The organism is Mesorhizobium sp. B2-2-3 (assembly GCF_006442405.1).
GTDB lineage: Bacteria > Pseudomonadota > Alphaproteobacteria > Rhizobiales > Rhizobiaceae > Mesorhizobium.
In genome coordinates, this window is sequence record NZ_VFWC01000008.1 from 155,839 (window position 1) to 169,371 (window position 13,533).

Annotated in this window: 10 protein-coding genes; 4 read left to right on the forward strand and 6 right to left on the reverse strand. The window is 66.9% G+C overall.

Going from position 1 to position 13,533, the window contains the following annotated elements; translation table 11 throughout:
* The first annotated feature begins 8 nt into the window (after positions 1-8).
* The 3 genes from FJ951_RS16685 (at position 9) to FJ951_RS16700 (ending at position 3,743) form a co-directional block, all read left to right on the forward strand.
* Positions 9-1,559, forward strand: a complete 1,551-nt coding sequence (locus FJ951_RS16685; RefSeq protein ID WP_140516045.1) for a sugar ABC transporter ATP-binding protein — start codon at positions 9-11, stop codon at positions 1,557-1,559.
* On the forward strand, positions 1,556-2,527 hold the full coding sequence (locus tag FJ951_RS16690) for an ABC transporter permease (protein ID WP_140516047.1): 972 nt from the start codon (positions 1,556-1,558) through the stop codon (positions 2,525-2,527). Before FJ951_RS16685 ends, FJ951_RS16690 begins: the two co-directional genes overlap by 4 nt.
* 229 nt (positions 2,528-2,756) lie before the next feature.
* A complete protein-coding gene (locus FJ951_RS16700) occupies positions 2,757-3,743 on the forward strand; it encodes an ABC transporter permease (RefSeq protein ID WP_140516049.1) in 987 nt (328 codons plus the stop codon).
* Between the two features lie 48 nt (positions 3,744-3,791).
* Here the strand turns inward: FJ951_RS16700 and FJ951_RS16705 are convergent, their stop codons facing one another.
* Positions 3,792-4,232, reverse strand: coding sequence for a hypothetical protein (locus FJ951_RS16705; protein WP_140500175.1), 441 nt, complete (start codon positions 4,230-4,232; stop codon positions 3,792-3,794).
* A 296-nt stretch (positions 4,233-4,528) separates the two neighbouring features.
* Here FJ951_RS16705 and FJ951_RS16710 point away from each other — a divergent pair, with 296 nt between their 5' ends.
* Positions 4,529-6,514 carry an ABC transporter ATP-binding protein/permease gene (locus tag FJ951_RS16710; RefSeq protein WP_140516051.1) on the forward strand — a complete coding sequence of 662 codons (1,986 nt, stop codon included), beginning with the start codon at positions 4,529-4,531 and terminating at the stop codon, positions 6,512-6,514.
* A gap of 18 nt (positions 6,515-6,532) precedes the next feature.
* Here FJ951_RS16710 and FJ951_RS16715 read toward each other — a convergent pair whose 3' ends face one another.
* The 5 genes from FJ951_RS16715 to FJ951_RS16735 all read right to left on the reverse strand — a co-directional run bounded on the left by FJ951_RS16715 (position 6,533) and on the right by FJ951_RS16735 (position 13,439).
* Positions 6,533-7,024, reverse strand: a complete 492-nt coding sequence (locus FJ951_RS16715; protein WP_224684818.1) for an invasion associated locus B family protein — start codon at positions 7,022-7,024, stop codon at positions 6,533-6,535.
* A 198-nt stretch (positions 7,025-7,222) separates the two neighbouring features.
* Complete coding sequence (locus tag FJ951_RS16720; protein WP_140516055.1) at positions 7,223-7,690, reverse strand: DUF4189 domain-containing protein; 468 nt, start codon at positions 7,688-7,690, stop codon at positions 7,223-7,225.
* Positions 7,691-7,740: 50 nt separating this feature from the next.
* A complete protein-coding gene (locus FJ951_RS16725; protein ID WP_140516057.1) occupies positions 7,741-8,427 on the reverse strand; it encodes a hypothetical protein in 687 nt (228 codons plus the stop codon).
* A gap of 13 nt (positions 8,428-8,440) precedes the next feature.
* Positions 8,441-9,028 carry an invasion associated locus B family protein gene (locus FJ951_RS16730; protein WP_140516059.1) on the reverse strand — a complete coding sequence of 196 codons (588 nt, stop codon included), beginning with the start codon at positions 9,026-9,028 and terminating at the stop codon, positions 8,441-8,443.
* Between the two features lie 7 nt (positions 9,029-9,035).
* Complete coding sequence (locus FJ951_RS16735) at positions 9,036-13,439, reverse strand: YadA-like family protein (RefSeq protein WP_140516061.1); 4,404 nt, start codon at positions 13,437-13,439, stop codon at positions 9,036-9,038.
* Positions 13,440-13,533: the final 94 nt, after the last annotated feature.

Sequence of the window (13,533 nt, forward strand, 5' to 3'; positions counted from 1 at the left end):
ACAGCAATTTGACCACCAAACCCCTCCTCGACGCCTCCGGCGTCGCCAAGAATTACGGCGCGGTTGCCGCGCTGCGCGACGCGTCGCTGTCTGTCCTGCCGGGTGAGGTGCATGCCCTGATGGGCGCCAATGGCGCCGGCAAGTCGACGCTGGTGAAGATCCTGACCGGCGCGGTTCCTGCCTCCGCCGGGCGCGTCCTGATCCGTGGCGAGGCGCGCGACATACGCTCGCCCGCCGCCGCGCGCCGCGCTGGCCTTCTGCCCGTCTACCAGGAACCGTCGCTGATCCCCGATCTCGACATACTGTCCAATCTGCGGCTGACCGGCACGCCCGTCGAGCCGTTCCGCGCCTGGGTGCGCGAACTTGGCATTCCCGACCTCGACCTGCGCGACACCGCGCGCGACATTCCGCTGGCGGTGCTGCGCGTGCTCGACCTGGCGCGGGCGCTCGCCGTCGAGCCCGACGTGCTGCTGCTCGACGAGATGACCGCGGCGCTCCCCGCAAATCTTGCCGAAAAGGTACTGGAAGTCGTGCGTCGCCAGGGCGACAGCGGCCGCGCCGTGATCTTCATCTCGCACCGCTTCGTCGAGATCTCGGCGCTCTGCGACCGCGCCACCGTGCTGCGCGACGGCGCGACCGTCGGCGTTCTCGACATCGAGCCCGGCGTGGAGGAAAAGATCGTCGAGCTGATGCTCGGCGCCCGCATCGAGAAGACCAAGGTGACCGCCCGCGCCGCCGGCCAGGCCGCCACATCGGCCCCTGCCCGCCCGCGTCTCGCCGTGCGCAATCTGCGCGTCGGCACCAAGCTCAACGACGTCTCCTTCGAGCTCGCCGACGGCGAGGTCGCCGGCGTCGTCGCGCTCGAAGGCCAGGGCCAGGATGAATTGTTCGCCGCCCTTGCCGGCTCGATCAAACCGTCCGGCGGCACGATCGAGGTCGACGCCCAGCCGGCGAAATTCACCCATCCGATCGACGCCATCCGCGCCGGCATCGCCTATGTGCCGGGCGACCGCTCCGAGGCCCTCGCCATGCAGCGCTCGGTGCGCGAGAACATCGCGCTGCCCTTCAGCGCCGCCTTGCGCAACTGGGGGCCGATCGCCATGCGCAAGGAGCGCGCCACGGTGGCGAGCGCCATCGCGCGCCTCCAGATCGACACCCGCGCGCAAGGCGAGGTGCAGCGCCTGTCCGGCGGCAACCAGCAGAAGGTGACCATCGCCCGCTGGATCGCGGCGGATGCCCGCACCATCCTGTGCTTCGACCCGACGCGCGGCATCGATGTCGGCACCAAGCAGGAAATCTATAAATTGCTGCGCGAGCTCGCCGGCCACGGCAAGTCGGTGCTGTTCTACACCTCGGAACTCGAAGAGGTGCAGCGCGTCTGCGATCGCGTCATCGTCATCTTCGGCGGCCGCGTCGTCGATATCTTCCCGGTCGAGGAGGCGGACGAGCCGGCACTGATGCGCGCCGCCTACGGCCTGCCGCGCGGCGCCAAGGCCGATGTCGGCATTTTGGCGGACCCGACAGCAAATGCCCCGGATGCGCCGGAGGCGACGCCATGAGCCATCTCCTGCGCCGCCAGGGCTGGGTCGCCGGCCTGTTCGCCCTCCTCATCGTGCTGTTCGTCGTCACCAAGCTGATCCAGCCCGGCTATGGCAGCGGCGATTTCGGCTCGCTGGCGCGGGCCGTCTTGCCCTACGCCTTTGCCGTGGCCGCGCAGACCGTCGTCGTCATCGCCGGCGGCATCGATCTGTCGGTCGCCGCCATGATGGCGCTGACCAGCGTCACCGCCGCCTCGATGATGGCCGGCGCCTCGGAAGAATACGCGCTGTTCGTGGTGCCTTTCGTACTGGCCATGGGTTTTGTGCTCGGCGCGCTCAACGGCCTGCTCATTGTCGTCACCCGCGTCCCCGACATCGTGGTGACCCTCGCCATGCTGTTCGTGCTGCAAGGGGCAGCGCTTCTTGTGCTCGGCGCGCCGGGCGGCGGCGCCGCCGAATGGCTGAAGGCGATGATTTCAGGCACGGTCCCGATACCCGGCCTGCCGCAGAACATCGACGCCTGGCTGCCGAAGGCTCTGCTGGTGCTGATCATCTGCCTCTGCATCGTCTGGATTCCGCTGAGGCGCTCGCGCCTCGGCCTGTCCATCTACGCCATCGGCTCGAGCGAGCTGGCGGCGTTCCGCAGCGGCGTGCCGGTCAAGCGCACCCGCATCATCGCCTATGCGCTGTCGGGCCTGTTCGCGGCCATGGGCGGCCTGGCGCTGACCATGAGCACCGGCATCGGCGCTCCTATTCCCGGCCCCTATCTGCTCGCCAGCGTCGCGGCCGTGGTGCTGGGCGGCGTGGCGCTGGGCGGCGGCAAGGGCGGCCTGCTCGGCCCCATCGTCGCCGTCTTCGTGCTGCGCCTGGTGCGCACCGACCTCACCCTGCTTGCCATCGACCCCAACGTCACCGCCATCATCGAGGGCCTGATCATGGTCGCCGTGGTGATGTTCGGGGCTTTCATTACGATGCGGGGTCGGCAATGATGAGGGAGAATGAATTGGCGCATAGCGCTCTACGGCGCCCCCCTCTGTCCTGCCGGACATCTCCCCCTCAAGGGGGGAGATTGGCAGCTTCGGCGTCTCGCTCATTCTTGCAACGCCGACAATTTGCGAAAGCCGTCACCCCATCCGATCTCCCCCCTAGAGGGGGAGATGTCCGGCAGGACAGAGGGGGCCGCCGTAGGGCGCTACATTTGCAGACAAGAGCCACCCCATGAGCACGTCAGCAATCACGCCCCAACCCGTCCCCTTCGGCCGCCGTGTCAAACGCTTCATGGCCGACCGGCCGCTGATTCCGCTGGTCATCCTGCTGGTCATCCTGGTTGTGATTTTGCAGATCCTGCGCCCCGGCATCGTCAACGAGCGCTGGATCGCCAACACCATCAAATTCGCCATTCCCTTGGCGATCCTTGCCGGCTGCCAGACCATGACCATGCTGACCGGCGGCATCGATCTCTCTGTCGGCACGGTGGCGACGATGAGCGCCTTCATCATGGCTACGCAAGCCGTCAACCAGGACCCAGCCGTGGCCTTCCTCCTGGCGATGATGCCGGCGGTGCTGATCGGCCTCGTCAACGGCATCGGCGTCGGCGTCTTCCGCGTCCATCCGCTGATCATGACGCTGGGCACCAGCCTGATCGGCACCGGCTTCCTGCAGGTCTATCAACGCACGGTGATCGCCTCGGGCGCCAAGATCCCCGATTTCCTCGCCTGGCTCGGCACCGGCGTGACCGCAGGGTTTCCCAACGCGCTGCTTCTGTTCGTCCCCGTCGCGGTGCTGATCGTCTTCGGCCTCAACCGCACCGGTTTCGGCCGCCTGCTCTACGCCGTCGGCGACAATGAGCGCGCGACCCGCCTTTCCGGCGTGCGCTACTGGCAGGTCATCACCGCGCTCTACGTCCTCTCCAGCCTGCTCGCCGGCATCACCGGCCTGCTCTATATCGGCTTGATCAAGGCCCCTTCCCTGTCTCTCGCCGAACCGCTGGTGCTGCCCTCCGTGGCCGCCGCCGTCATCGGCGGCACCTCCATCTTCGGCGGCCGCGGCGGTTATACCGGCACCATCATCGGTGCCTTGATCCTGACCGTGCTGACGACGCTGCTGACGATTTTGCAGATGCCGGAGGGGGCAAGAAGGATCCTGTTCGGCCTGATCGTGCTGTTCGTGACTGCGGCCTATCTGCGGATCGTGGAGGAGCGGTAGGGAGGGGCCGCCGGCTCATCCCTGGAAACACCGACGCAGTGATCGCCCTCACTTCACCGTGATGCTCATGCCGCTGAGATCGGCGTTGACTTGCAGCCCTACCTGCCTGCCCGTGAGCTCGAGCTGGGCGCCCTTGTCGTTGGTCATGACGATCACCTGGGCGCCCTTGCCGAGCGCGCCGCCGCCGCCCGCCGCGCCGTACACACCCGTCACGTCCCGGGCGCGCTTGATATGGCGCACGGTGCCCCGGAAATAGGTCTTGGAGGCACCGAAGGCGAGGCCGCCCGAAATGCCGCCGACCGAGATCGGATACCGGCGGCCATGGAAGGTCAGCGTGCCCTCGCCTCCGGCGCCGCCGATGAAGAAGGCCGCCTTGTAGATGGAGAAGCGGATCGTTCCGGTGTCGGCGTGCGCGACACTGGCAAAGCCAACGCCCGCGGCAGTGATGACGGCGATGGCGACTGAACGAAATCTGGACGAAATCTTCATGACAAGGGGCTCCTCAAGGTCGCTGCTCACCCGACCGGGCCGGGACGTCGGCGTCGCATCGAAGTTCATGGCTAAACAGTCTCGCCCATCATTGGTTCCAAGCACACGGTCTCGTTCCGGCTGCGAGGAGACCGTCGCTAAACGGGCCCGCCGGCTGGCGAATTGTCCAGCGGCGGCTGGCGGCATCGCGGGTCGAGCAGGGGAGCACGGGGAGACCCATGGCGCCGTCTGGAGCGGGCCTGGTGAAACTTTTTGATTTTTAGGCCGTTGTCGCCGTTACATCCGAGGCTGAACTCATGCCGAAAACGGTCGACGGCGCCAGGCGGCGCAAGGCAGAGAAGTCGCACCAGGAGAAGGCCTCGACAGTCGAAGTTGCGTCCGAGGTCGTGGGCGAGGCTGCGCCGCCGCCCGGGGCCATCGAACCCGGTCCGGAGCTGACGCCGCAGGAGGCCGAGCAGGCGCGCAAGCGATACCTGCTGAGGCGCTTCTGGATCAGCGCGCGCGGCTACTGGAGCACGCGCGGCGACAAGCTGGCCTGGCCGTTCACGATCGGGCTGTTGATGCTGATATGCATCAATGTCGGCTTCCAGTATGGGATCAACATCTGGAACCGCTCGATCTTCGACGCCATCGAGCAGCGCAACGCCCACACCGTCTATGTGCTCAGCGCCGTGTTCCCGCCGCTCGTGGTTGGAAGCGCAAGCCTTGTCGTCGCGCAAGTCTACCTTCGCATGACGATCCAGCGCCGCTGGCGTTCCTGGTCGACCACCGCCATCATCGCGCGCTGGCTCGCAAGCGGCCGCTACTATCAGCTGAACCTCGTGGGCGGCGACCACACGAACCCCGAGGCACGCATCGCGGAGGATTTGCGGACCGCCACGGAATCGCCCGTCGATTTCATCTCCGGCGTGATCAACGCGTTTTTGTCGGCCTCCACTTTCATCGTGGTGCTGTGGACGATCGGCGGGGCGCTGACTTTGCCGATCGGAAGCTGGAGCGTCACCATTCCCGGCTTCCTGGTCGTGACCGCGGTGATCTACGCCGCCATCACCTCCACTTCGATGGTGGTCATCGGCCGCCATTTCGTGCGGCTCTCCGAGCAGAAGAACCAAGCGGAAGCCGATTTCCGCTACACGCTGACGCGCGTGCGCGAAAACGGCGAGAGCATCGCCTTGCTCGGCGGCGAGGAGGAGGAGCGCAGCGGCATCGACAAGACGTTCGGCACGGTGCTCCGGCAATGGGCGCTGCTGACAGGCCAGCACATGCGCACAGCGCTGGTGTCGCAGGGGTCGAGCCTGTTTGCGCCGGTCGTGCCGATCTTGCTTTGCGCGCCAAAATTTCTCGAAGGCAGCATGACCCTTGGACAGATCATGCAGGCTGCCTCAGCCTTCGCCATCGTGCAGGCCGCGTTCGGATGGCTGGTCGACAACTATCCCCGCCTCGCCGACTGGAACGCCTCGGCACGGCGTATTGCCTCGCTGATGATGTCGCTTGACGGGCTGGAGCGCGCCGAACGCAGCGACGCGCTGGGCCGCATCAGGCACGGCGAAACCGAAGACGGTGCGATGCTCAGCCTGGACAATCTCTCGGTGTCGCTCGACGACGGCACCGGCGTGGTCAAGGAAACCGAGGTAGAGATCGAGCCTGGCGAGCGGGTGCTGGTGGCCGGCGAATCCGGTTCGGGCAAGAGCACGCTGGTGCGCGCCGTCGCAGGCCTTTGGCCGTGGGGTGGCGGCAGCGTCGACTTCCACCCCGGCAGGCGGCTGTTCATGTTGCCGCAACGTCCCTACATCCCCTCCGGGACGCTGCGCCGCGCGGTCGCCTATCCGGCCGCCGCCGACAACTGGACGCTGGAGAAGATCAACGCCGCCCTCGACAAGGTGGGGCTCGATTATCTCAAGGACCGGATCGAGGAAGACGCGCCCTGGGACCAGACCCTGTCGGGTGGCGAAAAGCAGCGGCTCGCCTTCGCGCGCCTCCTGCTGCATCATCCCGATATCGTCGTTCTGGACGAAGCGACGTCTGCGCTCGATGAGAAGAGCCAGGACAAGATGATGGAGACGGTCATCCATGAATTACCGAAGGTGACCATCATAAGCGTCGCGCATCGCGCCGAGCTGGAAGCCTTCCACAGCCGCAAGATCACATTGGAGCGGCGCGAGGGCGGCGCAAAGCTTGTCAGCGATATTAATCTTGTGCCGCGCAAGGGCGGACGGAACCTGCTCAGGCGCGCCTTGTGGGGCTCCGGCGCTGCGGCCCAAAGGCCGCGCGAGCTGGAGTAAAACCGACTTCGTCCCTCCTCAGCGCCCGCTCAGCGCCGCGACGCGGTCGAGGGCGGCGGCGAGGCCTTTCAGGGAGACGGGGAAGTTGAGCTTGGTCTCGGCGTCGGTGATGACGTTGAGCGTCAATACGCCGCCCGCCTTCAGCTTCTGCGCCAGCGCCCGATCGATCGGAAACTGCGCCACGCATCCGTTCGGCAGGCAGGTGCGGAACCGCAACTGGCCGAGGGGCGGCTGGTCGTCGATCTGGATCGTCACGCCTGGGTCGAACAGGATGCCGAACGGCAGAAGCAGGGTTCCGGTCAATCCACCCTTCGGCCCCGCCCGCAACTCCACCGCCAGCAGCCTCTGGCCGTTCTTCTGCGTCTGGTCCTGCGAAACCGAGCAGGCGCGTGCATTGTCCTGGATGGTGCAGGCCAGGCTCCAGTCCTGATAGGTCTCCTGGAGCGACGACGCGCCGTTTGGAAGCGTGGCCGCGTGCTGTTGTTGCGCACAGGCACCCGATGCGGCCAGTGCCGCCGCGCAGACTGCGGCCGCCTTCAGAAGAACAAATCTGTCAAACAACGATGGCGACTTTCTCTTCGGGGTTCACGCGCATGGCCCCGAAAACCGGATGGGATTTTCGGGGCCGCGGGCATGGTCATCTGCCTCACGCAGGGTGCAAAAGCAATTCCAAAGCGCGTCGTATGAAGCCGTCGGGCGCGGTGCGCTTCAGGTACAGACCCACTCGCGGATCTTGCATTCGGTTCCCGCCGCCTCGCAGGCATGCAGAGCGAGATCTTCCGCGTCCTTGCGGGTCTCGGCCGAGTTCGCGCCCCAGGGCATCAGCCGGTCGCTCTGCTTCTCCTTAGCCACGGCCAGGGCGCCGCAGTGCTTGTAGGGAAAGCCCGTCTCGTCGTCGTCTGTCCAATGGCGATGATTGCGGAACACCGTGACAACAGTGCAGCCCTTGCCGCCGGCGTTCTCGCAATATTTCATCGCGGCGTCCTTCGCCTCCTGGCGCTTGTCGGCGCCCCAAAAGAAGCCGTGCTTGGTATCGATGCTGGAATAGGCGATCGCCCCCCAGATGCCCTTTTCCTCCTTCGGCTCCGGCTCCGGCGGCGCCACAAGGTCGGCCGAGACAACCTGCCCGCTCCACAGCAGGGCCATGCACAAAACTGCCAGACGTCGCGATATCATGGTCTGCAATCCTTTCCAGGAGCTCTCGCCCATTCGCCTATCCCGTTGTCTCACTTCGACGCCGACGCGATGGAAATCACCACGCAGCTATTGCCGGTCGGCAGCAGCAGCGCTTCACCCGAATTGCCGCCCAGCTCGTACACCTCGACCTGGCCGAGATGGTCGGTGATCTTGCTGCCTTGCGGAAGAACGGACGGGATATCCGAACACGGGCTGGCGAACGGCGCCACCCGCACCATCGCGCCTTCGCAGCCGGAAGCGGTGGGCGATGCGAAAACTACGCCGGCGGCCGGTCCGCTGTATTTTTCCGTCGAATAGTTCATGCCGACGAGGGCCTGCACGGCGTGCTTGTCGGCGGCCTGGTCGTTCCACAAGGATTTGACGCTGTATTTCGAGCCCGTCGTCAGCACCTGTCCGAGCACAGGAAAGATCGTCGAGCAGGCCTGCACGCCGGCCTGTTTGACATGTTCGAGGAAAGGCGAGTCCGGCAATGCGGGCGGCGCGGTCCCGGCCTGTGCGGCCGTCGGGGTGCCGACGAGACCGGCGATCGCGGCATAGTTGGCGGCAGCGAAGCCGATGCCGATCATGGCCAGCCCCAGCAGCGAGAAGGCTAGGACGCGCGGCCACCGCCGCTGCGGCTCGGCGACCCTCTTGCGATCGGGCTCGACGATCCTCTTGCGGTCCGGCTCCACGCTCGGGCCGCGCGCTGGGGAGATGAACGGGTCTTGCTGGTTCACGGTGCTGCCTCGGTTATTTGATTGGCGCAAGGGCCTCGGACAGCCCCTTGAGCGTTGCGGTCACGGTAATCGTCTGGCCGTCGACGGTCAGGTAGGAGATCGCCGGCGTCGCTTTCTGCACTATCTGCTGGCGCATGACGGGCCCCACCGGCAGCATGCCGACGCAGACCACTTCGTTGCAGCCATTCAAGTGGACGTCGATCGGGTCGCGCCCGTCGAACTTCAGCGACACCAGCCCGTCGCTTTTGGCGTTCGGCGCGGTGCGCAGGATCATGTAGGGCTTGCCGTCCTGCGTGGCGGCGAGCGACCAGCTGAAGGCCATCTTGCCGGCCCCGTCCTCGATCACCTGCGAGACATTGCAGACCTTCTTGCGCGCCTTGAGGTTCTCGTCGCAGATCAGCGTCCAATTCTCGAAGGGCCGGATGGTGCGCTGGTATTGGCCCAGTTTCACATCCGGCGGCACCGCCACGTCGGACGGTTTGATCCTGTAGGGCGCGGTCGCTTGCGCGGCGGCCGGCCCGGCGGCCAAGGACAGGCCGCCGGCAAGCGCCAGGCAGGTCAGGAGGAAAAGCCGGGCATGACGACTGGTTGCCCCGTTCATTCCCGCCTCAGTTCAACGTGAAGCTCAGGCCGGCGCCGACACCGACATTTCCGCCCGCCGCCGTGCCCGAGACGTTGCCGCGGATACGGCCGTCCTCGCTGGTGTAGCCCGCGCCGAAGGCAAAGGCGCTGGCGTCCCGCCAGAAGCCGCCGCCCGCCGCGACGCTCAGCTTTCCGGGACGGTCGTCGTAGCGCAGCGAGGCGGCGGCGAGGCCGATTGCCGCCGCTTGCCGGGCTTCGTCGCGGATGCCGCTGATGTCCGAATTCAGCTGGCCGAGTTTCTGGTCGGTATAGTCGTTGGCCTGTTGCAGGGTCGTGGCCGCCACCTTGTCGGTATAGCTGTTGGATGTGCTGATGGCGGTGTCGAGGCCCTTGGTCAGCTGGTTGACATTGACCGCGTCGGTGCCGGCGACGCCGGGTCCGACGTTGGAGATGACGACCGGCGCGTTGACGTCTCCGCCTTGCAGCGTGATGGTGTTCGTCTTGGCGCCGCCCTGCGTGTCATAGGTCACCGCATTCTGGTTGAGATTTCCGACGCCGGTTTGCAGGGCCTCGATCGCCTGGTTGGAGGCGAAGAGCTGTGAACCATTGATCGCGTCGGTGCTGTCGGCGGCGATCCGTCCGGCTGCGACATTGGTGATCGTCCTCTCCGCACCGGCATCGCCGACGCTGACTGTTCCGGTCGGCGTCGTGCCGGCAAAGGCGTAGGTCTTGCCGTTGATGACGGTGCTGGAGGTGCCGACGGCGGTCTGCGTCACCGAGCCGGAGCCGAGCGCCACATCGTTGGCGTTGTTGGCCTGCGCGCCCTGGCCGAGCGCGACCGCGCCCGCCCCGGTAGCCGTCGAGCCATGGCCGGCGGCCAGGCTGTCGTTGCCGCTCGCCACGCTTTCGGGTCCGATCGCCACGGCGTCGGTGCCGCCGGCGATACTGTCGGCCAGCGACGAATTGGCGTGGAAGTACTTGATGCCGCCGCCATTGCTGATGGTGGTCAAGGCATTGTCGACCGCCGTGAGCCCGTCATAGACGGTCGTGTAGGTGTTGCCCTGGACGGTGTAGGTCGGCCCGGTGATCGAGCCGTCGGGGTTGAGCGTGGTGGTGCCGCCGAACAGGTTGGTCACGTTTTGCGACACGCCGCGCAGCTGCGAGACGTTGACGCCGTCGGTGTCGGCCGAGCCCGCCGCGACATTGGTGAGCTTGCGTTCAGCTCCGGCGTCGCCGATCGACACCTCGCCCACCGAGGTCTGCGGAGCGGTCAGGGCAAAGGCCGCGTAGCCGGCCTGCGCGCCGACCGAGGTGATGGACTGCGCGCCCAGCGCCACGCTGTTGATGAAGGTGCTTTGCGCGCCGGCGCCGAGCGCCACCGACTGGATGCCGGAGGCGAGCGAATTGGTGCCGAAGGCCAGGCCGTCCGCCAGCATCACATGGGCGTTCTGGCCGATGGCGGTTCCGCCGGGCGCCGTCTGGTCGACGATGGCGCCGTTGCCGATGCCGATGCCGTTATCGCCGTTGACGACCGTGGTCGGACCGACCGCGACCGATTCCGCGCCGACCGCCAGCGAGTCGGCCGCCACCGAATTGGCATGGAAATACTTGGTCGAGGTGGCCGACACGGCGGCGATGGCGCCCGCGAGCTGGCGCACCGTCACCGCGTCCTGGTCCTGCGTGCCGTCGGCGACATTGGTGATCTGCCGGTAGGAGGTGGCGTTGCCGACCGAAACGGCGCCGAGCAGCGCCTTGTCGGTGGTGTTGTACTGGATGAAGTTGGATGGGCCGGCGGGCAGTTGCCCGGTAGCCGGAGCGATCGGGCGATCGGAGAGCGAACCCGAGCCGAGGGCCACGCCGCCGTCGATGCTGGCATTGCTGTCGCGGCCGAGCGCCAGCGCGCTGACGCCGGTGGCGGTCGCATTGTAGCCGACCGCTGTGGAGCCGACGCCCTGGGCGAAGGAATCGGTCTGCGCCAGCCCGAACTCATTGGTGCGGGCATAGCGGATGCCTTCGCCATTGACGTCGGTGAAGACGGTCGACGTGTCGCCGGTGATGTTGTTGATCGTGTTGCCGAGATTGGTCACGCCTGCGCCGATATTGGAAATGGCGGTGGTGTTGGCCGTCACCTGCTGATTGGTGGCGAAGAGCTGCGAGCCGTTGACCGCGTCGGTCGAACCGCCGTTCAACTGTCCGGCGGCGACGTTCTGGATCTGGCGCTCGGCGCCGGCCGAGCCGACCGAGAAGGCGCCCGCCGGCGTGCCGCCGGCGAAGGTATAGTTGACGCCGCCGATCGTCGTGCCGCCGACATTGGTCGTGGCGCCCGACGTCGAATTCAGGCCGATCGCGACATCGCCGGCATTGTTGGCGACCGCATTCGGGCCGACAGCGACGGAATCGGCTCCCAGCGCCTGCGAATCCGCCAGCGTCGAGTTGGCATGGAAATACTTGATGCCGCCGCCAACATTGATGTTGTTGACGACGGCGCCGATGGCATCGACCGCCTGGTTGGTGGCGAAGAGCTGCGAGCCGTTGATGGCGTCGGTCGAGAGCGCGCTGATCCGCCCAGCCGCCAGGTTGGTGATGGTGCGTTCCGCGCCGGCCGCGCCGATGCTGACCGTCGAGGTCGGGTTGGTGCCCTGGAAGGCGTAGGTGGTGCCGTTGACCACCCCGCTGGCCGTGCCGACCGCCGTGGTGGTCACCGAGCCCGAGCCGAGCGCCACGTCGCCGGAGCTTGCCGCCGCCGTCGCGCCATCGCCGAGCGCGACATTTCCGGCGAGGCCGGCCGCGCCCGCCGTCGAGCCGTTGCCCAGTGCGACCGAGCCCTGCCCGATCGCCTTGTTGCTGTTGCCGATCGCGACGGCGCCGTTGGCCATGTTGGCCGCGGTGGCGGTCGCCGTGCCGTCGCTGTTGGCGATGTTGTTGGCGCCGCCGGTGAAGGCGCCGGTGCCGCTGGCATAGCTCGGGTCGCCGATCGAGACCGCGCCGTCGCCAAAGGCGGTGTTGCCGGAGCCGATGGAGACGGCCTTGCCGCCGGTCGCTACCGCATTGGTGCCCATGGCGACCGCTTCGGCGGAATCCGCCTTGGCGCTGGCGCCCAAGGCGATGGTGTTAGCCGCCGTCGCGTTGGTCGAGGGGCCGATGGCGATGGAATTGGCTCCGCTCGCGGTACTGGTGGCGCCTACCACAATGGAGTAGGCGCCGGACGCAGTGGAGCCTGCGCTGCCCACCACGGTGGCGCCGGCGCCAGTGGCGTTGACGGAAACGCCAAGCGCCACGGCCTGCGTGGCTGTCGCGTTGGTAGAGGAGCCCATGGCGATGGCACCGTCCTCCGTGGCATTGGCCAGTGTGCCGAGCGCCATCGCGTTGTTCTTATTCGCAAGCGCGCTGGTGCCGATGGCGATGCTGTTGGGCACGGCCGTGTCGGCCTGCACGCCTGCCTGCGCGCCCACACCGAATGCAATGGACTGGTTGCCCCAGGCGCTGGCGTTCTTACCCATCGCCGTGGCGCCCGTTCCCGTTGCCTTGCTTTGGCGTCCGATTGCGGTGGTGTCGACCTGAGACGCCGTCACGTCCGTACCGATAGCAATGGCGCTCTGGGCCAAGGCTCCCGTCCCGGCAGCGGTGCGCGAGCCGAGATAGACGGCGTTTATCGCGGTTGCGGTCGACTGGAAGCCGACGGCGACGGCATTTTGGCTGTTCGCAACGGTGCTGGTGCCTTGTGCAACAGCATCCAGCCCGGACGCCCCTGCGAACTGCCCAATCGCAGTGCTGCGCAGCCCGCTGGCTACGGATCCGTAGCCAGCGGCGAACGCATAGTTGTTGCTGGCCGTGGCGCTGACACCGACTGCGGTGGAGTTCCCTCCCGAAGCTTGGGCGTTGGTGCCCAGCGCGCTGGCCCCGGCCCCAGTGGCACCCGCGGCGACGCCGATCGCTACCGTGTTGATATTGTTTGAAATCGTACCGGAGCCGATCGCCACTGCGCCGCCGGTGCCCGTGGCCGACGCGGTGCGACCAATGGCGACGCCGTATTGCGCCGTCGATTGGGCCTGGAAGCCGAGCGCTATGGCCCAGTTAAGGCTGGCGTTTGAGCCGTTTCCGACCGCGATGGCCTCGGGAGCGGTCGCCGAACCGCCGCCGGCCTGATATTGCGCCTGAGCCGGCGTCGCGGCCATGCCGATCGCGAAGGCGCCCAGCGTCACGGCTGTCCCGAGCGCCCCGCCGACGCCCAGCGTTCCCAGCCCCAAGCGCTTGCGCCCCATGCCCAGCGCACGATGCGCCATGCGCAGGACCGCCATCAAGCGGCGCCGGGCCGAACGGGACCGAGGATCGCCATTCGCGATCCAGTGACTGGCGAAATGCGCCGCACGGCGCTGAACAAGGAGCGAGCCGCCCGAAATATGGCCGCCCGAAATATGATTGTCGGTCATGGTTCCCTCTCCGCTGGCCGGCACGAAATGTCTGACACTTCCACTCCACAGCAGGAAGACATGATTCCCCTTCGCAGTATTTCACGAAATTGCT

Excerpts from the sequence above, each read along its gene's own strand:
- FJ951_RS16690 (WP_140516047.1), top strand. The coding sequence starts at position 1,556 with ATGAGCCATCTCCTGCGCCGCCAGGGCTGGGTCGCCGGCCTGTTCGCC.
- FJ951_RS16705 (WP_140500175.1), bottom strand. The coding sequence starts at position 4,232 with ATGAAGATTTCGTCCAGATTTCGTTCAGTCGCCATCGCCGTCATCACT.
- FJ951_RS16700 (WP_140516049.1), top strand. The coding sequence starts at position 2,757 with ATGAGCACGTCAGCAATCACGCCCCAACCCGTCCCCTTCGGCCGCCGT.
- FJ951_RS16710 (WP_140516051.1), top strand. The coding sequence starts at position 4,529 with ATGCCGAAAACGGTCGACGGCGCCAGGCGGCGCAAGGCAGAGAAGTCG.
- FJ951_RS16720 (WP_140516055.1), bottom strand. The coding sequence starts at position 7,690 with ATGATATCGCGACGTCTGGCAGTTTTGTGCATGGCCCTGCTGTGGAGC.
- FJ951_RS16735 (WP_140516061.1), bottom strand. The coding sequence starts at position 13,439 with ATGACCGACAATCATATTTCGGGCGGCCATATTTCGGGCGGCTCGCTC.
- FJ951_RS16730 (WP_140516059.1), bottom strand. The coding sequence starts at position 9,028 with ATGAACGGGGCAACCAGTCGTCATGCCCGGCTTTTCCTCCTGACCTGC.